The 26,160-nt window shown below is 60.2% G+C and carries 26 protein-coding genes and 1 pseudogene; 13 read left to right on the forward strand and 14 right to left on the reverse strand.

The genetic code is table 11. From position 1 onward, the window contains the following. Window positions 1-168: 168 nt before the first annotated feature. Together ppk2 and KW846_RS26930 are read right to left on the reverse strand one after the other, a co-directional pair. Window positions 169-987, reverse strand: coding sequence for a polyphosphate kinase 2 (ppk2, locus tag KW846_RS26925; RefSeq protein ID WP_007976010.1), 819 nt, complete (start codon window positions 985-987; stop codon window positions 169-171). Between the two features lie 58 nt (window positions 988-1,045). Further along, window positions 1,046-2,767: a SulP family inorganic anion transporter gene (locus tag KW846_RS26930; protein ID WP_218486122.1), complete on the reverse strand. Its 1,722-nt coding sequence runs from the start codon at window positions 2,765-2,767 to the stop codon at window positions 1,046-1,048. 319 nt (window positions 2,768-3,086) lie between these two features. On the opposite strand from KW846_RS26930, the gene KW846_RS26935 reads away from it, so the two are divergent. After that, on the forward strand, window positions 3,087-3,539 hold the full coding sequence (locus KW846_RS26935) for a hypothetical protein (RefSeq protein WP_007976006.1): 453 nt from the start codon (window positions 3,087-3,089) through the stop codon (window positions 3,537-3,539). A 289-nt stretch (window positions 3,540-3,828) separates the two neighbouring features. Next, on the forward strand, window positions 3,829-4,776 hold the full coding sequence (locus KW846_RS26940) for an AraC family transcriptional regulator (RefSeq protein WP_256356879.1): 948 nt from the start codon (window positions 3,829-3,831) through the stop codon (window positions 4,774-4,776). 235 nt (window positions 4,777-5,011) lie between these two features. Here the strand turns inward: KW846_RS26940 and KW846_RS26945 are convergent, their stop codons facing one another. The 3 genes from KW846_RS26945 to KW846_RS26955 form a co-directional block, all read right to left on the reverse strand. Beyond that, window positions 5,012-6,931 carry a tyrosine-protein phosphatase gene (locus KW846_RS26945; RefSeq protein WP_218486124.1) on the reverse strand — a complete coding sequence of 640 codons (1,920 nt, stop codon included), beginning with the start codon at window positions 6,929-6,931 and terminating at the stop codon, window positions 5,012-5,014. A gap of 284 nt (window positions 6,932-7,215) precedes the next feature. Further along, a complete protein-coding gene (locus tag KW846_RS26950; RefSeq protein WP_218486125.1) occupies window positions 7,216-7,740 on the reverse strand; it encodes a hypothetical protein in 525 nt (174 codons plus the stop codon). A 98-nt stretch (window positions 7,741-7,838) separates the two neighbouring features. Then, on the reverse strand, window positions 7,839-8,294 hold the full coding sequence (locus KW846_RS26955) for an anti-virulence regulator CigR family protein (protein WP_007981091.1): 456 nt from the start codon (window positions 8,292-8,294) through the stop codon (window positions 7,839-7,841). A gap of 88 nt (window positions 8,295-8,382) precedes the next feature. Here KW846_RS26955 and KW846_RS30580 point away from each other — a divergent pair, with 88 nt between their 5' ends. Then, entirely contained in the window at window positions 8,383-8,808 is a 426-nt protein-coding gene (locus KW846_RS30580) for a hypothetical protein (RefSeq protein WP_218486126.1), read from the forward strand. Window positions 8,809-9,027: 219 nt separating this feature from the next. Here KW846_RS30580 and KW846_RS26965 read toward each other — a convergent pair. Continuing rightward, a pseudogene (locus tag KW846_RS26965) lies at window positions 9,028-9,168 on the reverse strand (IS5/IS1182 family transposase); the annotation flags it as partial. A 239-nt stretch (window positions 9,169-9,407) separates the two neighbouring features. Here KW846_RS26965 and KW846_RS26970 point away from each other — a divergent pair. The 3 genes from KW846_RS26970 (at window position 9,408) to KW846_RS26980 (ending at window position 11,390) form a co-directional block, all read left to right on the forward strand. Then, window positions 9,408-9,902 (forward strand): hypothetical protein, encoded by a 495-nt coding sequence (locus KW846_RS26970; protein ID WP_218486127.1) that lies wholly within the window; start codon window positions 9,408-9,410, stop codon window positions 9,900-9,902. A 313-nt stretch (window positions 9,903-10,215) separates the two neighbouring features. Beyond that, window positions 10,216-10,473 carry a fructose-bisphosphate aldolase gene (locus KW846_RS26975; protein WP_218486128.1) on the forward strand — a complete coding sequence of 86 codons (258 nt, stop codon included), beginning with the start codon at window positions 10,216-10,218 and terminating at the stop codon, window positions 10,471-10,473. Window positions 10,474-10,682: 209 nt separating this feature from the next. Beyond that, window positions 10,683-11,390 carry a CatB-related O-acetyltransferase gene (locus KW846_RS26980; protein WP_218486129.1) on the forward strand — a complete coding sequence of 236 codons (708 nt, stop codon included), beginning with the start codon at window positions 10,683-10,685 and terminating at the stop codon, window positions 11,388-11,390. A gap of 128 nt (window positions 11,391-11,518) precedes the next feature. Here KW846_RS26980 and KW846_RS26985 read toward each other — a convergent pair whose 3' ends face one another. The 4 genes from KW846_RS26985 to KW846_RS27000 all read right to left on the reverse strand — a co-directional run bounded on the left by KW846_RS26985 (window position 11,519) and on the right by KW846_RS27000 (window position 16,870). Then, on the reverse strand, window positions 11,519-12,067 hold the full coding sequence (locus KW846_RS26985) for a cupin domain-containing protein (protein WP_007975263.1): 549 nt from the start codon (window positions 12,065-12,067) through the stop codon (window positions 11,519-11,521). Between the two features lie 401 nt (window positions 12,068-12,468). Further along, window positions 12,469-13,767, reverse strand: a complete 1,299-nt coding sequence (locus tag KW846_RS26990) for an FAD-binding oxidoreductase (RefSeq protein WP_116583057.1) — start codon at window positions 13,765-13,767, stop codon at window positions 12,469-12,471. Between the two features lie 52 nt (window positions 13,768-13,819). Next, a complete protein-coding gene (locus tag KW846_RS26995) occupies window positions 13,820-15,310 on the reverse strand; it encodes an aldehyde dehydrogenase (RefSeq protein ID WP_218486130.1) in 1,491 nt (496 codons plus the stop codon). 183 nt (window positions 15,311-15,493) lie between these two features. Continuing rightward, on the reverse strand, window positions 15,494-16,870 hold the full coding sequence (locus tag KW846_RS27000; protein WP_104447513.1) for a glutamine synthetase family protein: 1,377 nt from the start codon (window positions 16,868-16,870) through the stop codon (window positions 15,494-15,496). A gap of 283 nt (window positions 16,871-17,153) precedes the next feature. On the opposite strand from KW846_RS27000, the gene KW846_RS27005 reads away from it, so the two are divergent. From KW846_RS27005 to KW846_RS27025, 5 genes are all read left to right on the forward strand, one after another. Continuing rightward, complete coding sequence (locus KW846_RS27005; protein WP_218486131.1) at window positions 17,154-17,915, forward strand: gamma-glutamyl-gamma-aminobutyrate hydrolase family protein; 762 nt, start codon at window positions 17,154-17,156, stop codon at window positions 17,913-17,915. 359 nt (window positions 17,916-18,274) lie between these two features. After that, window positions 18,275-19,417, forward strand: a complete 1,143-nt coding sequence (gene potA / locus KW846_RS27010; RefSeq protein WP_007975257.1) for a polyamine ABC transporter ATP-binding protein — start codon at window positions 18,275-18,277, stop codon at window positions 19,415-19,417. Continuing rightward, a complete protein-coding gene (locus KW846_RS27015; protein WP_218486132.1) occupies window positions 19,414-20,328 on the forward strand; it encodes an ABC transporter permease subunit in 915 nt (304 codons plus the stop codon). The genes potA and KW846_RS27015 overlap by 4 nt, the downstream gene beginning before the upstream one ends. Then, window positions 20,325-21,209 (forward strand): ABC transporter permease subunit, encoded by an 885-nt coding sequence (locus tag KW846_RS27020; protein ID WP_218486133.1) that lies wholly within the window; start codon window positions 20,325-20,327, stop codon window positions 21,207-21,209. Before KW846_RS27015 ends, KW846_RS27020 begins: the two co-directional genes overlap by 4 nt. A 237-nt stretch (window positions 21,210-21,446) precedes the next feature. Beyond that, window positions 21,447-22,544, forward strand: coding sequence for a polyamine ABC transporter substrate-binding protein (locus KW846_RS27025; protein WP_116583060.1), 1,098 nt, complete (start codon window positions 21,447-21,449; stop codon window positions 22,542-22,544). Between the two features lie 237 nt (window positions 22,545-22,781). Here KW846_RS27025 and thpR read toward each other — a convergent pair whose 3' ends face one another. After that, on the reverse strand, window positions 22,782-23,324 hold the full coding sequence (gene thpR, locus KW846_RS27030; RefSeq protein ID WP_218486134.1) for an RNA 2',3'-cyclic phosphodiesterase: 543 nt from the start codon (window positions 23,322-23,324) through the stop codon (window positions 22,782-22,784). Between the two features lie 122 nt (window positions 23,325-23,446). Here thpR and KW846_RS27035 point away from each other — a divergent pair, with 122 nt between their 5' ends. Next, entirely contained in the window at window positions 23,447-23,641 is a 195-nt protein-coding gene (locus tag KW846_RS27035; protein WP_116583062.1) for a hypothetical protein, read from the forward strand. Window positions 23,642-23,655: 14 nt separating this feature from the next. Here KW846_RS27035 and KW846_RS27040 read toward each other — a convergent pair whose 3' ends face one another. Further along, window positions 23,656-24,009 (reverse strand): DUF1428 domain-containing protein, encoded by a 354-nt coding sequence (locus tag KW846_RS27040; RefSeq protein WP_218486135.1) that lies wholly within the window; start codon window positions 24,007-24,009, stop codon window positions 23,656-23,658. Window positions 24,010-24,026: 17 nt separating this feature from the next. Next, on the reverse strand, window positions 24,027-25,091 hold the full coding sequence (locus tag KW846_RS27045; RefSeq protein ID WP_218486136.1) for a hypothetical protein: 1,065 nt from the start codon (window positions 25,089-25,091) through the stop codon (window positions 24,027-24,029). Between the two features lie 383 nt (window positions 25,092-25,474). Between KW846_RS27045 and KW846_RS27050 the strand changes: the two genes are divergently transcribed. After that, a complete protein-coding gene (locus KW846_RS27050; protein WP_218486137.1) occupies window positions 25,475-25,735 on the forward strand; it encodes a hypothetical protein in 261 nt (86 codons plus the stop codon). A gap of 38 nt (window positions 25,736-25,773) precedes the next feature. Here KW846_RS27050 and KW846_RS27055 read toward each other — a convergent pair whose 3' ends face one another. After that, window positions 25,774-26,010, reverse strand: a complete 237-nt coding sequence (locus KW846_RS27055; RefSeq protein WP_007975246.1) for a hypothetical protein — start codon at window positions 26,008-26,010, stop codon at window positions 25,774-25,776. Window positions 26,011-26,160: the final 150 nt, after the last annotated feature.

Consider the following 26,160-nt stretch of genomic DNA (forward strand, 5'->3'; position numbering starts at 1 on the left):
ATTAAGGAAGTTTCCTACGCAGAGATTATTGGTGTGTTTTGATTGCTGCGCGGCATGGCCGTTGAGACAGAGGATGATCGGTTCATTCCGGAAAAGCGGGGAGGCGATTTCACGACTGCCGTGCCCGGGTCTTGAATACCGGGCAAGGCAGCACAGTGCGGCGGGATTCTAGAATTTTTCCGCGATGTACTTGAACGGATAGTTCGGATCCCGATAGTTGCCGGGACTTTGGCGCTTGGGCAGTTTCACTTTCGCCCGCGGTACTTCCTCATAAGGAATGCTGCTGAGCACATCACTGATGATGTTCAGTCGCGCCCGCCGCTTGTCATTGGAGTTGGCGACCCGCCACGGGGCGAACTCGGTGTCGGTGGCCTCGAACATGTCGTCCCGGGCACGGGAGTAGTCGTACCAGCGGTTATAGGACTTGAGGTCCATCGGTGACAGCTTCCAGATCTTGCGCCCGTCGGTGATGCGCGCCTTGAGGCGTCGGGTCTGCTCCTCCGGGCTCACTTCAAGCCAGTACTTGATCAGGATGATGCCCGACTCGACCAGCGCATACTCGACGCGCGGCGCTACGGCGAGAAAGGTGCGCACCTGTTCGTCGGTGCAAAACCCCATGACCCGCTCGACACCGGCGCGGTTGTACCAACTGCGATCGAAGATCACCACTTCACCGGCCGCCGGCATGTGCGGCAGATAGCGCTGCACGTACATCTGGCTTTTTTCCCGATCGGTCGGTGCCGGCAACGCGATCACCCGGAACACCCGCGGGCTGACACGCTCGGTCAGTGCCTTGATGGTCCCGCCCTTGCCGGCGCCATCACGGCCCTCGAAGACGATGCAGACCTTGGCGCCCGAGTGCTGTACCCACTCTTGCAGCTTGACCATCTCGACATGCAGCCGCGCCAGCTCCTCGAGATACACCTTGTTCTTGAGTTTGCCGCTTTCAACCGGCTTGCTTTTCGTTGCCGTCTTCTTCTTTGCCATGCCCGTTATCTCCTTCAATGCGTCACACAGCGTCCGGCATGCACCCGGCCGCATTCATTCAGCGCCGACTGCGCTGGTAATGTTCAACCGCCAGTTCCAGGTTCAGGAACATGCGTGCCTCACCCAACGTATGGCCCAAGGGAGCCTTGATGACCATGTCCCATACGCTGGGGCTCATGCCCACCAGCCACAGTGAAATGCCTTTTTCGCTCATGCGCTGCTCGGCGCTGGTGAGCATCTTCAGGGCTGTGTATTCCAGGTCGAACACGCTGCGCAGGTCCAGGACCACGACCCTGGGGGTCGCCGCATCGATCAGCGGCCGGATTTTCTCGGCGATGCGTTCGGCATTGGCGAAGAACACCCGCCCCTCGGGCCTGAGCAACAGCAGCCCGTCAAAGTGTTCGTCGTCGGCGTGTTCGGCAGACGGCGGCCGGTACACATTGGTGCCGGGCTTGCGCCCGAGGACATGCACCGGTGGGTCCGAGACCTGATAGGCCAGGGCCAGCAAGGAGACGATGATCGCCACGACGATCCCTTGCAGCGTGCCCAGCAGCATCACGCCGATCATCGCCACCACGGCCCAGGCGAATTCGGTACGGCGAACCGACAGGATTTCGCGAAACTCCGCCGGCTCGATCAAGCCCACCGAATACACGATCACCACGGCGGCGAGCGTGGCATTGGGCATCAGGCCAATGAGCGGTGCCAGCAGCAGACAAGTGCCCAATGCCAGTGCAGCGGTAATCAGTGCGGACAGTTGCGAGCGGGCGCCGGCCAGGCGGTTGACCGCCGTTTGCGTGGTCCCGCCACCCGCGACCATGGCCCCGAGAAACGCACCGCCTATGTTGGCAACACCAGTGGCCAGCAGCTCCCGGTTCGGTTGTGGCGCAGGCTCGTCACTGCGGGCGAACGCGCGTCCCGCGGCGATGGTTTCGGTGAAACTCATCAGCGCGATACCCATCGCCGAAGGCCACAGGGTTTCGGCCAGCGACCATAGCGGCAGGGTCGGCGCCGGCAATCCGATCGGCACCACGCCGACGGCGGACACACCAAGGCTCTCAAGGCCAAGCAGGCTCATGCCGAGGATGCCCAGTGCCACCGCAATCAAGGGGGCGGGCAGGCGCGGTGTAAAACGCTTCATGCCGACCAGCAGCAGGACCATGAATACCCCGACCGCCACGGTCGGCAGCGAGGCATGCGGGAGGCTCTGAACCGTGGCCACCAGGTTGTGCAGGAAGCCGCCTTTGTCGATGTGGGTGCCCAGCAGCTTGGGTAACTGGTCGAGCACGATGACGACGCCTATGCCGGCCTTGAACCCCACCAGCACCGGTTCGGAAATGAAATTGGCGACGAAACCCAGGCGCAGCAACCCCGCGACGATCAGGATCGCGCCGACCATCAGGGCCAGCGTGGCGGAGCCCGCCAGCAGGGTCGCCGCATCGCCATCGGGGCTGATCTGGCCCAGTGCGGAGCCGGCGAGAATGGCCAGGGTGGTCGTGGTGCTGACACTGAGCGGACGCGACGTGCCGAGCACGGCATAGATCACCATCGGTACCAGTACCGTGTACAGCCCGACCTGCACCGGCAGACCGGCAATCGTGGCGTACGCCAGCGCCTTGGGAATGACCACGGCCGCTGCCGTCAGCCCGGCGACCACATCGCCCCGCAGCCAGTCCGGGCGATAGCTGTCGAGCCACTCCGGGATCAACAGGCTGCGCAAGGTACCCCGCTGTAGAGCGCCAGGGTTCCGCGCTTGCGGATCGCTGCCTAGTTGATTCATCAGTCACTCCAGTCGCAAATCGTCCGTGCGGATGATGAGTGGGCTCAACTGACCGCACAATCCGTTAACTGCACGCGTAACCACTGCAAACCTTCATCGGCATCGAAGTGCGCGTGCCCGCAACCAATCCACGCGGGCTCGACTACAAATGTAGCCGGTTTGCACCGCCACGCCGCCACTTGGTTGAAGAAGGAGTAAGACGCCCCAGCATCTGCGCGCAAAAATGGAAAGCCTTATATGGACGACGTCATGAGGGCGATAAATGAGCTATACCCGCTAATTCCCCCCCATTGCAGTTCTTCAACTCAGGAGTTTGGCAATGAAGCTCAAGACCTCTCTGGCAGCACTCATGGTCGCGGCCAGCCTTTTCGGCTGCGCCACTTCCTCGCACCACGGCGTGAACGTCAACCTGGTCGCCACCCGGCAAAACGCCGGTCAGATCGGCACCGTCACCTTGACCGACTGGGACAAGAAAACCGGGCTCAGCTTCTTCATCAGCGGTGTTCCAACCGGGGGTACCCTGCCCCTGCGCCTTTACTCGTTCATCAATAACGGCACCTGCGAGCAACCCGGATCAGTCGCCTACGCGATGAACGACACCGTCAACACCGAACGCCAACCCATACGCGGCTGGTCCTTTACCCGAACCGCGCCCGTGCCGTTGCAAACCCTGGTTGACGGCAAATATTCGGTGGTCGTGCGAACGGCTCCGACCGATGGCAACGTCGATATCTTTTGCGGGGACATCAAGGCGACAGAGCCGGTGAAATAGCCCCGGCCAGTGCAGGCCAGCCCACGCCCCGGTACCGCTCGTGCCACCGGTTGTCCGGTGCGAGCGGTGGCGTCGGGTGAACGGAACCGGGGGCCGGCGACGCCAGCAGCCACAACCGGTCACAAACCTGTCATTACTCACTGATAACGTCCTGACGCTTTCCCGAACCGCATCCGCTCGATCTCCGATCGCCAGCTCCCTGTACCAGGGCTTTGCCCATCCGCTCAAGGTGACACTTCAGGTGTACGCAAGCACGACGCGCAAGCAAATCATCATCAGGTCCAACGACATGAGCTGCGACGACTTCGGCGCGTTGTTCTCGAACCTGTTCGGCAACCTGTATGCCGACTCCCCGCCACCGCCGAAAAACATCATCATCGGCGGGGTCTACGGCCGACACGAAGGTGTCAGTTTTCGGCGCATGCACTATCGCGGCGACTTCACGGTGGATTTTCCCGCGCCTATGGATGAAATCACTTTCGTCATTCCTACCGCCGGCAAGATCATCTTCAACCATGTCACCCAGTCGGTAGGGTTCTCGCAGATCGGCCTGGCGATCGACAAGGCCGAGGTCCGCTCGGCGCGCTTTGTCGATAACCACGCACAGCACGGGATTTCGATCAGCCGTCGGCTGATCACCGAGCGCCTGTCGACGTTGCTGGGCAAACCCATTCTGCAAAAGGTGCAGTTCGAACCGGTGGTGGATCTGCAGGCATCGGCCTTGCAGGGCATCCGGGCATTGATCGACCTGGCCACGGGCAGCGAGTTCGACCTGCTGATCAACAGCGGTTCGCTGATGCCTTCGCGCCTTCGCGAAATGCTGGTCGATGCAGTGCTGGAAACCTGGCCGCACAACTTCACCGAAGCCCTCCGGCGCCCCTCCCCACTGATAGCGCCACGGCATGTGAAGCTGGCGGTCGAGTACATCCAGGCGCACCCCGACCACCTGGCCAGCGGCACGGAGCTGGCGCAACTGACCCATGTCAGCCTGCGCGCCTTGCAGGAAGGTTTTCAGCGTTTCATGGGCACTTCGATCGTTTCCTACCAGCGCCAGGTACGCCTGGAGCGCGCCTTTGCCGCGCTGTCCCAGGGGGCGGCGCCGTCGGTAACAGACGTAGCTCTGCAATACGGCTTCAGCAACGTCGGGCGGTTTTGCCAGTATTTCCAGAGCGCCTACGGCATCAGTCCAGCAGACGTGAGAAAGGGTGTGCGAATTCGGCCGATGGCGACCCATTGAGGGGTTACGGGAGCGCTCGCGAAGGTGGAGTGACATTCAACATCCCTGTCGACTGACATGGCCTCTTCGCGGGCAAGCCCGCTCCCACAATGTTTTGTGCTTGCCACATGATCCGGGCACGACACACAACCTGTGGGAGCGGGCTTGCTCGCGAAGTGGCCGGAAGACTCAATATCAATATTGCCGGTCAAATCACTATCGCGAGCCCGCTCCCACAGCTTGCCTTGACTGATCGTCAGAACAGATAGCTGGCCTTCAGCCCGCCATTGAAGCCGTGGCTGTCGCCGCCACCGCTGGCGCCGATTTCTGCCCCCACGCTCCACGGCCCCAGGTTGGCCATGACGTTGACGCCACCGGTGAACTGGTCACGGTTGTCGAAGGCGGCCTGTTGCTCGATGTCCAGGCCCAGCAGGTGCCCTTCGCTGTCGACTTCAGTGTCGCCCAGCACATGCTCGTAGCCCACTTGCACCCCCGGCACCAGTTGCCAGGCGCCCAGGTTGACCGGTGCAAAGGATGCGTTGAGGTTGGCCACCGCGCTCTTGCGGGTCTCGTGGATGCCATCGACGTCCAGCGCCAGCTCACTGCCTTTTTCCTGGAAGCCCGACAGATTGACGTGGCTGACTCGCACACCGAGGCTTGGCTCGAGGGTCACGCCGTTCACCGGAACCCGGTAGCCCACGGCCAGGGTCGCGCCGGTGAGGTTGCCATGGCTGTCGCCCTTGGCCGTGCCCAGGCCGCCGCCGAGTTCGCGCTTGCTCTCGTAATCGAGATAACCGGCGCTGGCATCGGCATCCACAAACAGGCCGCGCTCCAGACCGTTCGGTGCAAAGCGGGCACCCACGCTGAAGAAGGTCAGGTCGGTATCGACCTCGCCACCGGCGCCACCGACATTGCCGCGGCTGTAGCCGAAGCCGGCATGGGCGCTGAGCTGTTCGGAAAAGCGCTGGGTCAGGCCGATCATCAGGCCCTGGCTATGCTCGTTGCTGCTGGAGGCCTGAGACGAGCCGTCGGTGCCCAGATACCCCGCCAGGGCAGTGCTCCACAGGCGATATTGCCCGGTCTTGAGGTCGGTGCCGCTGGTGAAGGGCGCAGCGGCCTGGTCGATCATCGCGCCCTGGCGCAGCAGATAACTGGCAGCGTCGGCATGCACCTGGCCGCCAACGGTGGACTCGACGCCGCCGAGGCTGCGCGCATCAATGGCCGATTGCAGGTAGTAGTTGTAGGCGCTGTAGGTGCCCGACAGGTTGCTGTTCTGCAGTTGTTGCAACAGCTGCGCGCCAGCCGCGGCGTTGCCCGCCAGGTCCGCCGCGCCCGGCAGGCTGTTGTAGAACACCATCTTGCCGCGCAGCACGTAAATGGTTTCCTGGGACAGGCCGAGGCCTTGCTTGAGGTAGTTGTCCATGGTGCCGTACTGCGCGGTCACCTGGTCCAGCCCGGCTTGCAGGTAGCTGGCTTCCACACCGATCAGCGGCCCGTAAATGATCGCCATGCCCGGAGGCATCGCCGCCAGGGTCGCCTTGACACGCGCGGCGGTGTAGTCGTTGGTCGCCAGGTAGTTGCTCATGATGGTGGCATCGTCGACCCCGGCGATGCTTTGCAGCACAGCGGCGGTCCAGCCCGTGCGGTCCTTGCCGGCAGTGCAATGGAACAGCGCGGCACCGTCGACCGCGGCCAGTTCATTGAACAGCTGGTTGAACTCGCTGCGCATCCCCGCGTTCCGTACGAAATCACGGTTGGTGTCCTGCATCATCGCGGTGGCTTCAGCGGCGCTGTGGAACGCGATGTTAGTGACGTTGGCGCCAGACGCTGAACCGCCAATGATGTCGATGTTGCTGTAGGTCGCGCCTGTGAGCATCGTGTCGGGCGTGGCGGCGATCTCGGTGGGCGTGCGCAGGTCGTAGACCGCCTTGATGCCCAGGCCGTTGAGGGTCGCCAGGTCCGCTGCCGATGGCGTCAGCGCATTGGAGCGGTAAAACACCCCGCCACGCATCGTGCCGTCATTGGCTGTGGTGTATGCCGTGGTGAGACCGGCGACATCGCGGAAATTGTCGATGCTCTTCAGGCGTGGGGTGTTGAGGGGAACAGTCTCGGCCGCCTGGGCGGCAGCGATGGACAGGCTCAAAACAGACAGCGAACACACAAGTCGTTGGAACACAGTGCAGCCTCATTGGAATCACGTTGGGCTGACCAATATCTACATTGCATTGACGCTGAACATGACAAATCGCCTGCAAATGCAAATCACTGCGCGATGTGTCCGGGTGGCTCGTTTTCTGTCCGTGCATGGCCCGGGGTGCGGCCAGCTTCAGTGCCGAAAACCCATGACAGGCCGGGTGGGAAACGTGCTGCGCAATGTCCGGCGATCAAATGCCGGACGCAAAAAACCCGCCTTTCAGCGGGTTTTTGGCTTTTCTGAAACGGCTCGCTACTGCTGTGAACTCAATGGGTTTTTTTCGAGGTCGACAGCCCGGCTTTACTCAAGCCTTTGGTGTTGTGCTCACCCGGCGTCGAGGCCGAGATAGCCCCGGCCTTGGAGAGGCCGCGAGTATCCTTGGAGTGGGCGATGCCTGAGGTCGTGGTGCCATGACCGTTGTCATCGTTGCGCTCACTACCGTAGTGGTTGCCGCTCAGACCATGGTCGCGCACGGATTTGCCGGCATGGTCGCTGTCCAGCCCGTTGCCGCGGCCGTTACTGCCGGAGTGGCCTGTGCCGGCGTGTCCGCCACCCATGCCGCCGCCGTGACCTGCGCCGTTTCCGCCGCCGTGGCCGCCACCGTTTCCGCCGCCATTACCACCGCCGTTTCCACCGCCGCCGCCACCGTTTCCACCGCCACCGCCACCGCCACCGCCGTCCTTCGCGTAGGCGGAACCCATGATCGACAGGCCATCAGGCAGCAAAGGGGCGGCTGCAAGCATCATGGCGCATGACATTACAGCAACGAGACTCTTGTTTTTGAAAAGCATGATTGCTTCCGTAGGTGGTTGATATTGCGTGACGTATGACGCGATATCCCTCAAACAGTTCCAGCCCGACGACAGGCGGCTGGAAGCCCACTCACACATCAATCGAACACACCGTTGAGAATTTCATAAACGAGCCCGGTGGCCAGCGCGACCAGGATCAGATCCGTGCCGACTTGCTGCCACTCGTAACCGTCATAGTGGGGCAACCTGCCGACCAGCCGGCCATCCAGCTTTTTGGCAATGCCCGGTGGAAGCGGCTTGCCTCGGGCAAGGTTCTTTTGAATACCCGGTGGCAAGGCAGGCCCAGGGCTCCAGTAGCCCGTGTTGGCGCCAATGATCTCGAGCACGCTGCTGTGATTGATACTGGGACCATGACTCCAATCCCCGCCGCCGGAATTCTTGTTCTTGTTGCCATGACTGCCCTGGTTGCCCTGGTTGCCATGGCTGGCCTTGTTGTTGCCCTGGCCGTTTCCTGGATCAGCCAGTGCAGTCACTGAGCCGCTGACCAAGGCCAGGCAGGTGATTGCTGCAATCAACGATCGAGACTTGATCATGAGTCGTTCCTTCGTGGCGGGAATGTTCCCTTGATTTTAGACGCCATTGACGACGTTGGTTCCATCGGGTCACCGAACGCAACGCTCAATGCTTCAAAGCTTCACACTGATTTCGCAGGTCCTGGTTATCGATTCCACCGCAGCTGCCACTGCCGGTCTTGGCTTCGCAGAATCTGCGCTGATCCTGATTATCGATGCCCCCGCAACTGCCACTGCCTGTTTCCGCCTCGCACATTCTGCGCAGATCCTGATTGTCGATGCCGCCGCAACTACCACTGCCGGTCTTGGCTTCACAGTAGCGACGCTGATCCTGGTTATCGATCCCCCCGCAACTGCCGCTGCCCGTTTCTGCTTCGCACATCCTGCGCAGGTCCTGGTTGTCGATGCCGCCGCAACTGCCACTGCCGGACTTGGCTTCGCAATAGCGGCGCTGATCCTGATTGTCTATGGCGCCGCATCCATTGGCAAAGGCATGTCCGCCCATCCCCAACATCAACAACATCGCAAGCACTGATCTCATCACACACATCCTTGGGTTCACCGGGAAACAGCCTGGCACTGATTGATTCTGAGCGTCGCGACACGCTATCAAATTGACATCAACCTTTGAAAAAGTTCCGTTTGCGCAAGGTTTAGCGAAAGCAGCTATCCGCTCATCCCGACGCCCGAAAATCACCTGGGAATTCACTCACCGTGGCGAAGGAGCTTGCTCCCGCCGGGCTGCGAAGCAGCACTAGGCTCTGTACGAAAAGCAATGTCGTAAACACCGCATGGCGCAGGCCAGCGAGACCACCGCGGCATAACTTTTCGCAAGCTTGTCGAAACGCGTAACGATGCGGCGGTTCTCTTTCAACCAGCCGAACATGCGCTCACTGCATCTGTAGCGATCGCGTCTCAACATTAAGCCCCACGACATACTGCCTGCTGCCGCTTCCATTTTGACATTTGCAATACCAACTATCACAAAAAAATATATAAAACTGACATTTATTACAGTTACCCCAGTAAAACAACCTCACTAAACTTCTCCGCGAACGAACGATAACACTCCCAAAAATATCCCACGGAGTTGCATAAAACGTTTAAAAGCAAAATCAACAGAAGGAAACAATCATGAACCAGGAAAACAAAACGTTGCTCATCACCTACAGCCCTGAAGATATTAATTATCAGACGGCAGGAGCATTCCGCCTGCCGCTGAGGGAAAGCGCCGCACACAATGCGGACTACCTGGTCAATTTAAATACAGACGTTATTTCAAACACACTCCAGGTCCTTAGTTTCGATAACTTTAGCAGCAATGATCTCAGGTTCAGGAAAGTCAATACAGTAATAGACATAAGACTTTCTGGAAAAATAAAAGTAACAATGAAAAACACCATTGCTAGCGACCTTGACTGGCTAACTAATATCGACTTAACCATTCACCCCAGCGAAGGGAGAGAAAAAGCCTTTCAATTTCGCACATACTACTACTCGATAACAAACAAACCAGAATCATTCATTCAACTCAAGATCAATGAAAGAGAAATGTTTCGTGAAAGTATTTCGACATCAATGGCTAGACCTAACAGAGTAGAACAGATAGTCCTAGAGTTCGACGCCTGACAAATACAAACATCAATACCCATCTTGGGAGCCCGCTCCGGCAGGCGCCAAAGGTTGTAACCAGCTCGCCCGTCCCCACAGCCCATGCCATAAAAAATCCGATGCAGGTCAAGGCATCGGATCATTTTTTTATTATGGCGAATTAGCGGTTGTGCGTGGGAGATCTACGGGTCTGCCGAGCTTTGGGTTGTGTTCCTCGGTCTGTGTACCCGCACACAGCTGGCACCCAATTGATTCGCAGCAATCAGGTGGCGCTTCATCAATTTTTGAGTGAGCTTGAAAATGATGAACGCCCCCCCGCCGATTCACCCCCATGAAACAAATCGCCACCAGCTACCCTGTACTCCTCTTCGACAGCGACACGCCCCTGCGCGAACTCCACAACTGCGCAGTCGAACGCCTCAACGCCGTACTGCAATTTCTCAATCTCATGGCCTGCACCAGCCTCCCCGACTACGCCGAAAACGACATCAACACCGTGACCAACATTTCGCGGATTCTGCTGCAGAACGTGCGGGATGTGTTTGGGGTGATTGAGCAGCGTGGGTTTGAGGTGCCGAAGAAGCAGTGACATTTTTCAAGCGCAAAAAACCCGCATTTCTGCGGGTTTTCAATGGCCACAGTTCAGTTGGCTACAGCCCCATCAGCAGACTGAGATGCACAAAAGCGATTATTGAAAAACGTCTAAAAAATCCATCTCCCCGGCCGATTCATTTAGACTCGACTGTTGGCTCATGTGGCCAGGCCAAGCCCTATAACGGATATCCAAGACAGCTTTTCATGAAAAAAATAATCAGTTATTTGCGAAATAGTTACTGGAAAGGATGGATTCGCAAACACAAATGCAAAGTGGCGGGCGGTGTATTGTCACTGCACAAAAGATCGACACTGACCATTGAAGAAGGCGTGGCCCTTGGGCATGTGGTCATAGAGTCAAAAAAGCTGGAAATCGGTGCGCATACCTATATCCGCAGTGACTGCGTCCTTTCGGCGGTCTCCTCCATTGGCAGGTTTTGCTCCATTGGCAGCAGCTGTTTTATCGGCCAACAAAAGAGCTCGCATCCGTTGGACTGGCTCAGTTCACATCCCTTTCAATATACCGACACTGCGCTGGTTTACGACCCGGAGGTTGCGGACATCACGATTGGGCATGACGTCTGGGTCGGCCATAGCGCGATGATCCTGGAAGGCGTGACCATAGGCACCGGCGCTGTCATCGCCACCCGCGCCCTGGTTGCCCATGACGTGCCGCCGTACGCCATTGTTGCCGGCACCCCGGCAAAAGTCGTCAAGTATCGGCACACACCCGAGTTGATTGAGGCGCTGATCAACAGCAAGTGGTGGGAGGTTGATGTCGAGGTACTCAAGACATTACCACTCAATGATCCGCAAGCCGCTTTGACTCTGCTGGCCACCCTGCAGAAAGAAACGCGCGCCGACTACCAACAAATCGAGATCACCCGCAAAGGGTGCAGTGTTTCGTCTTGAGCAGCGCAAATGACCAGCGTCGCACTTCAAGATGCCTGGCTGTAACCCGATTCGAATGATAAAAAAACCCGCATCAAATGCGGGTTTTAAAGGGCGGTTGCTGATGAACCCTGCCCGAAAAGCGCTTATCAGAAGTTCGCCGGTGTGTTGGCGCTGATGATTTCCGCCTCATCCGCCCCGATATTGCGAAACCGGTGCGGCAAGGTGGTCGGGAAGTAATAGCCATCCCCGGCATTCAGCACACTCACCTGGCCATCCACGGTCAACTCCACGGTGCCTCGTGTCACCAACCCGCACTCCTCGCCTTCGGAATGCACGATTGGCTCTTCGCCGGAGCTTGCGCCCGGTGCGTATTGCTCGCGCAGCAGGCGCATCTGCCGGCTTGGCACGGACGCGCCGATCAGCAGCAGGCGCAGGCCGTGGCGGCCGAGGTCAGGCTGTTCGTTGGCGCGGAAGACGTACTGGTGTTCGCGGGGTGGCTGATCGAAGGTGAAGAAGTCGGCCAGGGACATGGGGATGCCCTCCAGCAGTTTCTTCAGGGAGCTGACGGAAGGACTGACCCGATTCTGTTCGATCAGGGAGATGGTTGCATTGGTGACGCCGCTACGCCGGGCCAGCTCGCGCTGGGACAGTTTGTAGCTTTCGCGTACTAATTTGAGTCGTGAGCCCGTGTCCATGACAGCCTTATGTGCCAACCCGTAGGAGCGAGCTTGCTCGCGATTGCGATTTTAGCCTCAACATTGATGTTGATTGAACTGGCGCTTTCGCGAGCAAGCTCGCTCCTACAGGGATAATGGAGGGGTGGAGTACAGGCGCGGATCACGCCGTTTTCCGGTCCCGGAAACGTGAAAGGCGGCTATTAAATCACGTTTGTTCATAATGCTCAGCAGGTTCGATAAACGGCAGAAAAAAACGATCTGTGGGAGCGAGCCTGCTCGCGAAAGCGGTGTGTCAGGCGACATCTGTTTTGGCTGATATGGCCTCTTCGCGAGCAGGCTCGCTCCCACAGGGGGGTAGCGGTGTTTCGGATAAAAAACCGGCGGCACCCTTTGGGGAGACGCCGCCGGCGAGGTAAAACTTAGATGCCGAAACGGTCGCGCAGCGAGTAGTACACGGCGCCCATGGCGGTCAACGGTGCCGAGAAGGTGCGCCCGCCGATCATCGGCATGTGCGGCAAGGAGGCAAACGCATCGAAACGCTCGGCGTCGCCACGGATCATTTCCGAGATCAGTTTGCCGGCCAGGTGCGAGCAGGTGACGCCGTGGCCGCTGTAGCCCTGCATGTAGTAGGCGTTTTTCTCGATACGGCCGAATTGCGGCATGCGCGACATGGTCAGCAGGAAGTTGCCGGTCCAGCGGTAGTCGATCTTCACGTCCTTCAATTGCGGGAAGGTCTTGAGGATTTTCGGGCGGATCAGTTGCTCGATGTCGTTCGGTTCACGCGCACCGTAGACTACGCCACCGCCGTACAGCAGGCGGTTGTCCGCCGTCAGGCGGTAGTAGTCGAGCAGGTAGTTGCAGTCTTCGACGCAGTAGTTGTTCTTGATCAGGCTGCGGGCCTGCTTTTCCGACAACGGCTCGGTGACGACGATCTGCGAACCGCACGGCATGCTCTTGCTGGTCACGCGGTTGTCCAGACCCTGCGGCAGGTAGGCGTTACCGGCGATCAGCAGGTACTTGGCCTTCACCACGCCTTTGGCAGTGCGCACGGTGATCGGCTCGCCGTAGGTGATTTCCACCGCCGCCGATTGCTCGTAGATCTTGCCGCCCAGGCCGATGATCGCCGAGGCTTCGCCGAGGGCCAGGTTCAGCGGGTGAATGTGACCGCCCTGCATGTCCAGCAGGCCGCCGACGTAGGCATCGGAACCCACTTCGCGCTTGATGTCGGCTTCGCCGAGCAGTGTCAGGTTCTTGTTGCCGTAGCGCTCCCAGCTTTTTTTCTGCTCGGCCAGGCCCTTGAGTTGCTTCTTGTTCATCGCCGCGAAGATGCCGCCGGGACGGTAATCGCACTGGATGTCGTAGTGCTGTATGCGCTGACGAATGATGTCGGCGCCTTCGAAAATCATGCTGCCGAGCACTTCGGCGGTCTTGTCGCCGTAGCGCTCTTCGATGACATCGACGTCGCGGCTGTAGGAGTTGACCAGTTGGCCGCCGTTGCGACCGCTGGCGCCGAAGCCGACTTTGGCCGCTTCGAGCACGGTCACGCTGTAGCCCGCTTCGGCGAGGAACAGCGCCGAGGACAGGCCGGTGTAGCCGGCGCCGATCACGCAGACGTCACAGTCCACCGCCCCTTCCAGCACCGGGAAATCACCGGTGAAGTTGCGGGTGGCGGCGTAGTAGCTGTTTACATGCTGTTGATTGCTAGAGCTGTGTTTCATAAGTTTCTCCGATGGCCGCCGCAGGTTGCCGGCGACCGCCGCTTTATTGTTGTTAGAGCTTGATCCAGGTCGCTTTGAGTTCGGTGTACTTGTCGAACGCGTGCAGCGATTTGTCCCGACCGTTACCCGACTGCTTGTACCCGCCGAACGGCGCGGTCATGTCGCCGCCGTCGTACTGGTTCACCCAGACGCTGCCGGCACGCAAGCCACGGGCGAAGGTGTGGGCCTTGCTCAGGTTGCGGGTCCAGACGCCGGCGGCCAGGCCGAAGATGCTGTCGTTGGCAATCGCCAGCGCTTCTTCGGCGGTGTCGAAGGTGATGACCGACAGCACCGGGCCGAAGATTTCTTCCCGGGCGATGGTCATGGCGTTGGTCACGCCGTCGAAAATCGTCGGCTGAACGTACTGGCCACCGGTGTCTTCTAGGGTGCGGCTGCCGCCGGCGATCAGTTCGGCGCCCTGCTCCTTGCCGATGCCGATATAGCGCAGCACGTTGTCCAGTTGACGCTGGTCGACGACCGCACCAACGGTGGTCGCAGGATCGAGCGCGTGGCCCGGCTTCCAGGCTTGCAAGGCTTCCACCAGCAATGGCATGAACTGCTCGCGAATCGAACGTTCCACCAGCAGCCGCGAACCGGCGGTGCAGACTTCGCCCTGGTTGAAGGCGATGGCGCTGGCCGCAGCCTGCGCTGCCGCGCGCAGATCCGGTGCATCGGCGAACACCACGTTCGCGCTCTTGCCTCCAGCTTCGGCCCAGACGCGTTTCATGTTGCTTTGCCCGGCGTAGATCATCAGCTGCTTGGCAATCGCCGTGGAGCCGGTGAAGGCCAGCACGTCGACATCCATGTGCAAGGCCAGCGCCTTGCCCACGGTGTGGCCGTAACCCGGCAGGACGTTGAACACGCCTTTCGGGATGCCGGCATCGAGTGCCAGCTGCGCGATGCGGATCGCGGTCAGCGGCGACTTTTCCGAAGGCTTGAGGATGAACGAGTTGCCCATCGCCAGGGCCGGGGCGAATTTCCAGCTGGCCATGATCAGCGGGAAGTTCCACGGCACGATGGCCGCGACCACGCCGGACGCTTCGCGCGTCACCAGGCCCAGTTGATCGTGGGGCGTGGCGGCGACTTCGTCGTAGATCTTGTCGATGGCTTCGGCGGTCCAGCGGATCGCGTTGGCGGTCGCCGGAATGTCGATGCTCATGGAGTCGCTGATCGGCTTGCCCATGTCGAGGGTTTCGAGCAGGGCCAGTTCTTCCTGGTTCGCCAGGATCAGGTCGGCGAAACGGATCAGGATGCGCTTGCGCTCGGCCGGGGCCAGGCTGGCCCACACACCGGATTCGAAGGTACGGCGCGCCACGGCGACTGCCGCATTGGCGTCGGCTTCGTCGGTGCTGGCGACGTTCACCAGGAAACGGCCGTCCACGGGGCTTAAGCATTCGAACGTGGCGCCACTGGCGGCCGCGCAGTATTGGCCGTCAATGAAGGCGCGACCTTCAATGGAGAGGGACTGGAAGCGTTGCTCCCAATCGCTGCGAGTGTTTGTCATGGTTGTGACTCGACGCAGGGGAATTAGGTGACCGCCAGCCTGGCGCCCTGTAGGAGCTGCCGAAGGCTGCGATCTTTTGATCCTGGTTTTTTGCCGTCCATGAAACCGCCGAAGGTCAAGATCAAAAGATCGCAGCCTTCGGCAGCTCCTACAGGGTTAGCCACCCGTGCGGGTGGCTGCTTGTCAGACGGTATGCAAGTACCAGTTGTACTCAAGGTCGGAGATGGAGTTCTCGAACTCGGCCAGCTCGCTTTCCTTGCACGCCACAAACACGTCGATGTACATCGGGTCGATGTAGCGCGCCATGACTTCGCTGTCATCCAGCTCGCGCAGGGCATCGCGCAGGTTGTTCGGCAGGCTTTGCTCGTTCTGCTCGTAGCTGTTGCCTTCCACCGGGGCGCCCGGCTCGATCTGGTTGGTCAGGCCGTGGTGTACGCCGGCCAATACCGAAGCCATCAGCAGGTACGGGTTGGCGTCGGCACCGGCCACGCGGTGTTCGATGCGCACGGCGTCCTTCGAGCCGGTCGGTACGCGCACGGCCACGGTGCGGTTGTCGATGCCCCAGCTCGGCGAGTTCGGCACATAGAACTGCGCGCCGAAACGACGGTACGAGTTGACGTTCGGGCAGAGGAACGCCATCTGCGCCGGCAGGGTCTCGAGCACACCGCCGATCGCGTGTCGCAGCGCGGCGTTCTGCTCGGGATCCTCGCTGGCAAAGATGTTGTTGCCTTCTTTGTCGAGAATCGAAATATGCACGTGCAGACCGTTGCCCGCCTGGCCCGGATACGGCTTGGCCATGAAGGTGGTGTCCATCTCGTGGTCGTAGGCGATGTTCTTCACCAGACGCTTGAGCAGGACTGCGTAGTCGCAGGCCTTGATCGGGTCAGCCACGTGATGCAGGTTGACTTCGAACTGCGCCGGGGCGCTTTCCTTGACGATGGCGTCAGCCGGGATGCCCTGCTCTTTAGCGCCTTCGAGGATGTCTTGCAGGCAGTCGACGTATTCGTCGAGGTCGTCGATCAGGTACACCTGGGTCGACATCGGACGCTTGCCGGATACCGGCGAACGCGGCGATTGCGGACGACCGTTCACGTTGTCCTGGTCGATCAGGTAGAACTCCAGTTCGAACGCGGCGCAGATGGTCAGGCCCAAGTCGTCGAACTTGCGCACGACATTGGCCAGCACTTCACGCGGGTCGGCGAAGAAGGGCTCGCCTTCGAGTTCGTGCATGGTCATCAGCAGTTGCGCAGTCGGGCGCTTCTGCCAGGGTTCGATGCTCAGGGTGCCCGGGATGGGGTAACAGATCCGGTCGGAGTCGCCGATGTCCAGACCCAGGCCGGTGCTTTCCACCGTGGAGCCATTGATGTCCAGAGCAAACAGAGACGCCGGCAGGTTGATGCCTTTCTCGTAAACCTTATGAAGACTGGTGCGCTCGATGCGCTTGCCGCGCACCACACCGTTCATATCCGCAATCAGAAGGTCGACGTACAAAACCTCAGGATATTTCTTAAGGAATGCGTTTGCTTCGTTGAGTTGAACGGTACGCAGAGGGACCGACATGATGCACCTATTTTTTACTGTTAATTATTATGTTCACCGCCCTTTCACGAGCCCAGTCAATCCGAAAGGCAAAGTGAAGTCAATAGCGAACACCTGGCCTTTCAACGTTTATTTTCGGGCCTCTCAGAAGGACGAGAGTGCCAGATACGCCCTCAAACACGCGTAAATCCTGAAGATCGGACGTGCGGCGTTTAGAATTTTTTACATGAGAGTTGTTAATTAAATTCAACAAGGCTAAGCTCCGGAAAAGCTCGTTCAAGTGTGAAACTTCGAGGTGATAAAAATGGCATTCAAGCCATTGATCGGCGTTACTGCATGCGTCAAACAGATTGGCCTGCACCCCTACCACATCAGCGGCGACAAGTACTTGCGTGCTGTCAGCGTTGCGGCGCTGGGGCTGCCTGTCGTTATTCCTTCCTTAGGCGACCTGACCGAAATCGATGACCTGCTGCCGCAGCTCGACGGTCTGTTGCTGACCGGCTCGCCGTCGAACGTGGAACCTTTCCACTATCAAGGCCCCGACAGCGCCCCCGGCACGGAACACGATCCGCAACGGGACCGCACCACCCTGCCACTGATCCGCGCAGCCATCGCTGCCGGCGTTCCGGTGCTCGGCATCTGCCGCGGCTTCCAGGAAATGAACGTGGCGTTCGGTGGCAGCCTGCATCAGAAAGTCCATGAACTTCCCGGTTTCCTCGACCACCGCGAGGCCAACCACCCGGAACTGGCCGTGCAATACGCTCCCGCCCATGCGGTGAATGTGCAGCCCGGTGGTGTGTTCGAAGCCCTGGACCTGCCACCGGTGTTCCAGGTCAACTCGATCCACAGCCAGGGCATCGACCGCCTCGCGCCCGGCCTGCGCGCCGAAGCCGTCGCACCCGATGGCCTGATCGAAGCGATCTCGGTCGAGCACAGCAAGGCCTTCGCCCTCGGCGTGCAATGGCACCCGGAATGGCAGGTCCTGAACAACCCGCCCTACTTGAGTATTTTCCAGGCGTTCGGCGAAGCCTGCCGGCAACGGGCGGCGCTGCGTCACTCGCGCTGACGACCCGGCACCCACATTCAACGATTGACTGCCCAACGCGAGCGGGCGGGCGCTTTTGCGCGTCCCGTTCGCGATAACAACACACTGCAATAACAACAAGTACGACCAGGCAGCCAGGATGGCGGCGCCGAATAAACCCGGCCGGTGTCGGTGAATCAAACGCAACACCCTGTAGGAGCTGCCGAAGGCTGCGATCTCTTGATCTTGATTTTGAAGAGCAAAGTCAAAAGATCGCAGCCTTCGGCAGCTCCTACAGGGACAGCGTTCGAATTTGACCGACACCACAAGGCTCGGGTTTGCAATCCACTATTAAGCCGGGCCGTGTTGGCCTGGCGACTGAAACCTGTTGGGAGTTTCACATGGCAAACGCCTCCAGCATTTACAGGAAGGCTATTGAAGGTCACCAGGCACCGAAGAAGGTCCTGGTGAAAGTCGATCGCGTCACCAAGAAATTCGACGAAACCACCGCAGTGGACGATGTGTCCCTGGAAATCCACCAGGGTGAAATCTTCGCCCTGCTCGGTGGTTCCGGCTCCGGCAAATCGACCCTGCTGCGCATGCTCGCCGGTTTCGAGCGCCCGACCGAAGGCCGGATTCTGCTCGACGGTGTCGACATCACCGACATGCCGCCGTACGAACGACCGATCAACATGATGTTCCAGTCCTACGCCTTGTTCCCGCACATGACGGTGGCGCAGAACATCGCCTTCGGCCTCAAGCAGGACCGTTTGCCAGCGGCCGAGATCGAAGCCCGGGTGCAGGAGATGCTGCGCCTGGTGCACATGACCCAGTACGCCAAGCGCAAGCCGCACCAACTGTCCGGCGGCCAGCGTCAGCGCGTGGCCCTGGCCCGTTCCCTGGCCAAGCGTCCGAAGCTGCTGCTGCTCGACGAACCGATGGGCGCCCTGGATAAAAAGCTGCGCTCGCAAATGCAGCTGGAGCTGGTGGAAATCATCGAGCGCGTCGGCGTGACCTGCGTGATGGTGACCCACGACCAGGAAGAGGCCATGACCATGGCCCAGCGCATCGCGATCATGCACCTGGGCTGGATCGCCCAGATCGGCAGCCCGGTCGACATCTATGAAGCACCGGTCAGCCGCATGGTCTGCGAATTCATCGGCAACGTGAACGCTTTCGAAGGCACAGTGGTAGAAGACCTGGAAGGTCACGCGATCATCCACAGCCCGGACCTGGAGCAAAAAATCTACGTCGGTCACGGCGTCAGCACCTCGGTGCAGGACAAGTCGATCACCTACGCGATTCGCCCGGAAAAACTGCTGGTCAGCACCGTCAAGCCGGACAACCGCTACAACTGGTCCAGCGGCAAGGTACATGACATTGCCTACCTCGGTGGCCACTCGGTGTTCTACGTCGAGCTGCCTGGCGGCAAGATCGTCCAGTCGTTCATGGCCAACGCCGAACGCCGTGGTGCACGTCCGACCTGGGACGATCAGGTCTACGTGTGGTGGGAAGACGACAGCGGCGTGGTACTGCGCGCATGAAAACCTTCAATCAGCAATTTCTGAGACTGGTCCCCAGCGGGCGCAAGTTCGTCATCGGGATTCCATTCATCTGGCTGTTTCTGTTCTTCATGCTGCCGTTCTTCCTGGTGATGAAGATCAGCTTCTCGGAAGCAGCCCTGGCCATTCCGCCCTACTCGGAGATCTACACCTACGCCGAGCAGAAATTCCAGCTGTTGCTCAACATCGGCAACTACACCTTGCTGGGCCAGGACGAGCTGTACCTCTCGGCTTATCTCGGTTCGTTGAAGGTCGCGCTGTTCAGCACCCTGATGTGCCTGGTGATCGGTTTCCCGATGGCCTACGCCATCACCAAGGCCAGCAAGGAAGCGCAGAACGTGCTGATGCTGCTGATCATGATGCCGACCTGGACCGCGATCCTGATCCGCGTGTATGCGTGGATGGGCATCCTCAGCAACAACGGCCTGCTCAACGGGTTCCTGATGTGGACCGGGCTGACGTCGCAGCCGATCGAGATCCTCAATACCAACATGGCTGTTTACATCGGCGTGGTGTATGCATACCTGCCGTTCATGGTGCTGCCGCTGTACGCCAACCTGGTCAAGCACGACCAGAGCCTGCTGGAAGCCGCGTCGGACCTGGGTTCGAGCACCTTCAACAGCTTCTGGAAAATCACCGTGCCGCTGGCCAAGAACGGCATCATCGCCGGCTGCATGCTGGTGTTCATTCCGGTGGTCGGTGAGTTCGTGATTCCGGAACTGCTGGGCGGTCCGGAAACCCTGATGATCGGCCGTGTGTTGTGGCAAGAGTTCTTCAACAACCGCGACTGGCCGGTGGCGTCTGCCCTGGCGGTGGTGATGCTGTTGATCCTGATTGTGCCGATTCTGCTGTTCAACCGCAGTCAGGCCAAAGAGATGGAGGCACGGGGATGAAACGCTTCGGATTTTCAAAGTTCATGCTGATTTTCGGCCTGTCGTTTATCTACCTGCCGATGCTGATCCTGGTGATCTACTCGTTCAACGCCTCGAAGCTGGTGACGGTGTGGGGTGGCTGGTCGTTCAAGTGGTACGCCGGCCTGCTCGACAACTCGCAACTGATGGGCTCGGTGGTGCGCTCGCTGGAAATCGCCTGCTACACCGCCATCGCGGCGGTGGCGCTGGGTACCCTGGCAGCGTTCGTGCTGACCCGCGTCACCCGTTTCAAGGGGCGCACCCTGTTCGGTGGCCTGGTCACCGCGCCGCTGGTGATGCCTGAGGTGATCACCGGTCTGTCGCTGTTGCTGCTGTTCGTGGCCATGGCGCAGTTGATCGGCTGGCCGATGGAACGCGGCATCGTCACCATCTGGATCGCCCACACCACGTTTTGTGCCGCTTATGTGGCGGTGGTAGTCTCGGCCCGCCTTCGCGAGCTGGACCTGTCCATCGAGGAAGCGGCCATGGACCTGGGCGCGAAACCGTTCAAGGTGTTTTTCCTGATCACCATCCCGATGATCGCGCCGTCACTGGCGGCCGGCGGCATGATGTCGTTCGCCCTGTCGCTGGATGACCTGGTGCTGGCGAGCTTCGTCTCCGGCCCGGGTTCCACGACCCTGCCGATGGAAGTGTTCTCGGCGGTACGTCTGGGGGTCAAGCCCGAGATCAACGCCGTGGCCAGCCTGATCCTGTTGGCCGTGTCGATCGTGACCTTCATGGTCTGGTACTTCAGCCGCCGCGCCGAAGCTTCCCGCAAACGCGCGATCCAGGAAGCCATGGACCAGACCGCCAGCGAATCCTGGCAACAACCGAAGAAGCAGATGGCAGGAGCAACGGCTTAAGCCGCTGCTGAATTAACTGTGGCGAGGGGGCTTTTGTGGCGAGGGGGCTTGCCCCCGTTGGGTCGCGAAGCGGCCCCAAAACCGGAAACCGCGGTGTTTCAGTTTCACCGCACTCGCTGGTTTTACGACTGCTGCGCAGCCGAACGGGGGCAAGCCCCCTCGCCACAAAAGCGCCCTCGCCACAGATTCACTGTTTTGCTTTGCGTACTTGAATAAAAAAGAAATGGAGTTGTACCGATGAAAATGTTTGGCAGGACTCTGCTGACACTGTCCTTATTGGGCGCGATCGCCACTGGCGCCCAGGCCAATGACAAGGTTCTGCGCGTCTACAACTGGTCGGATTACATTGGCCCGGACACCGTCAAGAAGTTCGAAGACGAGACCGGCATCCAGGTGACCTACGATGTGTTCGACAGCAACGAAACCCTCGAGGCGCGCCTGCTGGCGGGCAAATCCGGCTACGACATCGTCGTGCCGTCCAACAGCTTCCTGGCCAAGCAGATCAAGGCCGGCGTCTACCAGACGCTGGACAAGTCGAAGCTGCCGAACTGGAACAACCTCAATGCGGTGCTGCTGAAAAACGCCTCCGCGAGCGATCCCGACAACGCTCACGCCATCCCGTACATGTGGGGCTCGATCGGCATCGGTTTCAACCCGGCCAAGGTCAAGGAAGTGCTCGGCGCCAACGCCCCGACCAACTCCTGGGACCTGCTGTTCAAACCGGAAAACGCCGAGAAGCTCAAGGCCTGCGGCATCAGCTTCCTCGACTCGCCGACCGAAATGATCCCGACCGCCCTGCACTACCTGGGCTACCCGGTGAACGATCAGGACAAACAGCACATCGCCCAAGCCGAGGCGCTGTTCATGAAGATTCGCCCGAACGTGGCGTACTTCCATTCGTCGAAATACATCTCGGACCTGGCCAACGGCAACATCTGCGTGGCCGTCGGTTACTCCGGCGACGTGCTGCAGGCCAAGGCCCGCGCCCAGGAAGCCGGGGACAAGGTGAAGATCGACTACAGCATCCCGAAAGAAGGCGCCGCCAGTTTCTACGACATGCTCGCGATCCCGCGCGATGCCGCCAACGTCGAGAACGCCTACCTGTTCATGAACTTCCTGATGCGCCCCGACGTGATCGCCGACATCACCAACAACATCGGCTACAGCAACGCCAACGCGGCGGCCACGCCACTGGTCGATGAAGCGATCCGCAACGATCCGGGTTCCTACCCGTCGGAAGCGGTGATGGCCACGCTCTATGCCGTACCGGACCAGCCGATCGCCATCCAGCGAATCATGACCCGTGGCTGGACCAAGGTGAAACTCGGCCAGTAATCCAGGACCCCATCATCAACTGTGGGAGCGGGCTTGCTCGCGAAGAGGCCATCACATTCAACATCAATGTTGACTGGCACATCGCATTCGCGAGCAAGCCCGCTCCCACATTGGGCAGGTGGGTGTTCAACACTTTCCGTTCACGCAGCGCCTTACCACCGCTGCCTCTCCTGCAAGTAGAACGGCCTCACCTGGCTCCCTCGGTTCAGGTGAATTTGGCGCCCTCGGGCGCCTTTTTTATGGGGGATCAAGCAACGGCCATTCGGCCAGCGCCCGATAACGGCCCTTGTGGGATTCGAACAGGGTGAAGCGCTCGACATGCAGGATGAACTCCGGCGCGGTTGGGGACTCCGGCACCGGCGCCCGATAATCCCGCGCCAGGGTCAGGTGCGGGCGATACTCCCTTGGGGCCTCCTCCAGCCCGAACGGCAACATCGCCTGTTCCAGGGCATAGACCAGACGCAGCAATGCCGGGGGCGCCTGCTGCGGCGCGAGCACCAACGCCCCTGCCCTGCGCCATACGTCCAGCCGGTCAAGCACCACCGTCAAGCGCTCGCCCGGCGTGCGGATGGCCCCCGCTGCGTTGCAGAGCTCGGCGATCTGCGCCACACCCACCGCGCCCAAAAACTTCAGCGTCAGGTGAAAGTTGTCCGCCGGCACCGGTCGACCATTGCGCAGCTGCAGCGCGCTGCGCCACTGGGCGATCTCCCGGCGCTGGGCCGGGGCGCAGTCCAGCGCAAAGAACAGACGCTTGATCGGCTCGCGGGTTTCGTCGTTCATGCCGCACTCCTTGTGGGAAGACTGTCTGAGTGTACTCAACAGCCGCCTGCCGGCCAGCGGATTTCTGGCAACGTCCGGCAGGCGCGTTATAGTTTTGGCATCCTGCAGACCGGAGGGGGACCATGCGACAGATCATCAGCAAAGAGCCATGGTGGGCCAGACCGCCCGCGCCAGGTCAGGATGAACTCCAGCTGGAATGGGGCTGGCTGGTGCATTACAGCGAAGGTGAGCCGCGCTTCGAGTTCATCCACGAGCGGCCGACGGATGACGAGATCCGCCAGCGCAAGAGTTGCAGGACCACCCCGACGCCGGAGTGATCCCGCGTCCGGCATCAAGCCGTAAGGAGTACTTCAAACCCGCCGTACACCATGCGCTGGCCATCGAAGGGCATCGGATTGACGTCCGGCTTCATGCGCGGGTCCTGCATCATCTTGTCCATCCCGGCATTGCGGGTGGCCTTGTCCGGCCAGATGATCCAGCCAAAGGCAACGGTTTCGCCCTCCTTGAGCTTCACCGACATCGGGAACGAGGTGACCTTGCCATCCGGCACGTCCTCGCCCCAGCATTCGACCACGCTCAAGGCACCGTTTTCCTTAAAGACCGAGGCGGCGATTTCGGCGTGTTTGAGGTATTGCCCACGGTGGGCGGTGGGTACGGCAGCGATAAAACCATCGACATAAGACATGAGTGTTTCTCCTTGGGTCATGGGGTGTTCTGCTGGGTAGTCGGTTGCGCCGGCGTCCAATCGACAGTACCGGCACTCAAACCGACCGGCGGTTGTGCGCCGCCGCCCAGACTCCCTTCGATCTGCCCCGCCATGTAAAGCGTGCCGGCCATGACACCGGTGGTCGGGTTCTGCACCAGCTTGATCCAGGCCTTGTCGAAGGTGTTGCCCAGGCTGCTGCGGATCAGTGCCTCGCTGTCGGGCCTGTCATTGGCCTGAATGATCGCGCGAATGCCCGCCACACCGACGGTGATCAATCCGCCGGCGAGTTTCCCGGCAGCGGCGGCCACGGCACTGGCGGCCCCGCGCGGGGCCATCTCGGCTTCCATGCGCTGGCTGGCGCGCTTGGCCACCGGCGCCATCGCTGTGTCGGTCGACCCCACGCCCCGGTCACCGCCGGCCTTGTGGATTTTGTCGAGCAACGCGGCGTAGGCCGGCAATGTGGTCAATGATTCAGTGTGCACGACCTGGTACAACGAGGCGTCCCGCGCCGGCGGTGGCCCGAGGGCAATGGCCGGGATTTTCTGGATGCGCCCGTTGAGCTGGGCCATCGGCACGCCGTGGCGGGTGGAGATCTTCTGCAGTTCTTCCTTGAGGATGTCGACGTAGAATGCCGCTGCCAGGCCAAGAATCGCATCGGGATCGATTTCCGCCGCCACCGGGGCCAGGACCTTCTCCTGATAGGCCTCGAGCAGGTACGCCGCCAGGCGCTTGGCCGAGGCATCCTGCTCACCCTTGGCGCTGATGGTGTACCAGCTGACCTTCATCGACAGCCACTCCTGGGTCCAGTAGCTGCTGAACCACGGAATGAAATTCTCTTCGGTCAGTTCATAGACCCGCGTGCGCCAGTATTCCATGGCGCCACGGGCGTAGATTCGGGTCTGTTCGGTGGCCGACTGCGACGCGGCGACGATCTCCCGGTCCACTTGTTGCCAGGTGCTGGCGGGAACGATGACCGGCGCCACTTCCACTGGCGCACGCGGCGGCGTGGCGCACCCTGCCAACACCACCAGCACGGCAATGATCAGCGAACGCAGGTTCAAGATGGCGGCTTCCAGAAGTGTGCACCGGGCGGGATGTCCAGCACTCGAAAACCATGATTCAAGTATAGGTCGCGGCGCACCTGAGGCCGCCTTCGCGAGCAAGCCCGCTCCCACAGGTTCACCGTCGATCAGTGTGGGAGCGGGCTTGCTCGCGAAAGGGCCAGAGCAGACAGAACAAAAACCACCATCACTGGCGTCGATATTCACCATCGCCGCGATTGCCTTCCGCTTGCACACCGTCAGCGTAGGATCGATCCCAAGCCAACACGAAATCCCGAATCGGAGGGAAACCTCATGCTGATCCATCTGCTGACCTGCCTGGCCCTGACGGCGTTCACATTGAGTGTGTTTGCCTGGTACGTCCTGAGCGAGGAGCAAACATCATGATGCACACCGTCTCCCTCGCCGTGCGTTTTCCGCTGTTCGGCAGCAATTTCTACGCGCAGAAATTCGAATCACGTAAAGAGTTGACTCTGCTGTTCGACGAGAAGTTCGACGCATTGCTGATCCCTTCAGCCGATCATCACTTCAGTAACGAAGTGGTCGGGCTCAATGATCAGTTCCGCTTTTTGAATGACGTGTTGGCCGAGCATTTGCTGGATGTCGAGCTGGCAAAAGCCTCGGCCCGCGCCTTCGGATTCTGACGGCGACCACCGGTCACCCGGGCACGGACGCGAACCGCTCACAACGTTCGCTGGCTATTGCCAGTCCCCCTCGCAATATCGATTCCCCAATCCATCGCCGCCTCCATGTCCAGCATGTGCGGCCGTGGGTCGTGGTTTTCGTCGATGACCGAGCCGTCCGGCTTGTAGACACCGATAAACATGCCCAACGAACCGTCCTTCAATATCTCGGCGGTGACTTTGATTTTGCATCCATTCGATAACGTCTCCTTGTGCTCTATATGGCGCTCGGTCATGACTGCATTGCTCCCCTGACTGGATTCAAACCCTACTGGCCATGCTAGCTCAGGCCCCGGAACTGCGCCGCCCCGCTGGACCGGAGGGCCTGGCCTGACAGCGGCGCAATGCCACCTATACTCAAGGCCACCTCCCCCCAGGGGATCTGC

It is taken from the genome of Pseudomonas sp. PDM32 (genome assembly GCF_019219225.1).
In the GTDB taxonomy this organism is placed as follows: Bacteria; Pseudomonadota; Gammaproteobacteria; order Pseudomonadales; family Pseudomonadaceae; genus Aquipseudomonas; species Aquipseudomonas laurylsulfatiphila.